General features: G+C 30.6%; 1 pseudogene. It reads right to left on the bottom strand.

Annotated features, from left to right (window positions below):
* A pseudogene (locus IQC44_RS11445) lies at window positions 1–707 on the bottom strand (transcriptional regulator); the annotation flags it as partial.
* Window positions 708–728: the final 21 nt, after the last annotated feature.

The following is a 728-nucleotide window of genomic DNA, read 5'->3' as shown; positions in this document are numbered from 1 at the left end:
CGTAAAAGTGTATCTATAGTCCAGTTTTGTGGTAAATCTCCTGCATTCCACATAAGAAGTTTATCATCATAAACACTTATTTGTATACTATTTTGTGAACTATAATCTTTATGAACAACCGCATTAATTAAAGCTTCTCTAAAAGCTAACTCTGAAATTGGAAAACTCTCTACTCTTTGAATACCCTCATAAGTGATAAAAGCACTGAGATATTTTGTAAATATAAGCTCCATTACTTTATCCACTTGCTCAAATAGATTTCCTTCTATAACATCTTGATATATTAGTTCTGTATTTGATTTAAAATATCCTATTTTTATCATACTTCCCATTACATATTTCATAGGCTCTTTTGCAAACAATAGTGCAGCAGCTCTCTTTAGATAATCACCTTCTCTTAATCTTAATTTATCTACTAAAACATCATCATTTTCTTTTAAAAGCTCAGGATCTATTCTTCGTTTTTTCTCAGCTTTTTCTCTAAATAGTTTAAAAGCATAAGGGTCTAAATCTGTAGCTCCAAAATAAGGAACTGGTACACTATCCCAAGTTTTACCCTGTTTTCCAAGTAAAAATTTATCTAAAGCTACACCTTTTAGCTCCTGTGTTGTACTTCCACTTCTGTAGTAATATGAACCTTTATAGCTTATAGGATATGGATATTTATCAGTGATGATTTCAAGGTACTCTTTATCTTCATCTTGCAAAAGATTGACATCTACCATGAT

Origin of the sequence: Arcobacter vandammei, assembly GCF_016106035.1 — a bacterium.
GTDB lineage: Bacteria > Campylobacterota > Campylobacteria > Campylobacterales > Arcobacteraceae > Aliarcobacter > Aliarcobacter vandammei.
The sequence above is the reverse complement of the archived record's forward strand: the minus strand, read 5'-3'. Positions and strand labels throughout refer to the sequence as shown.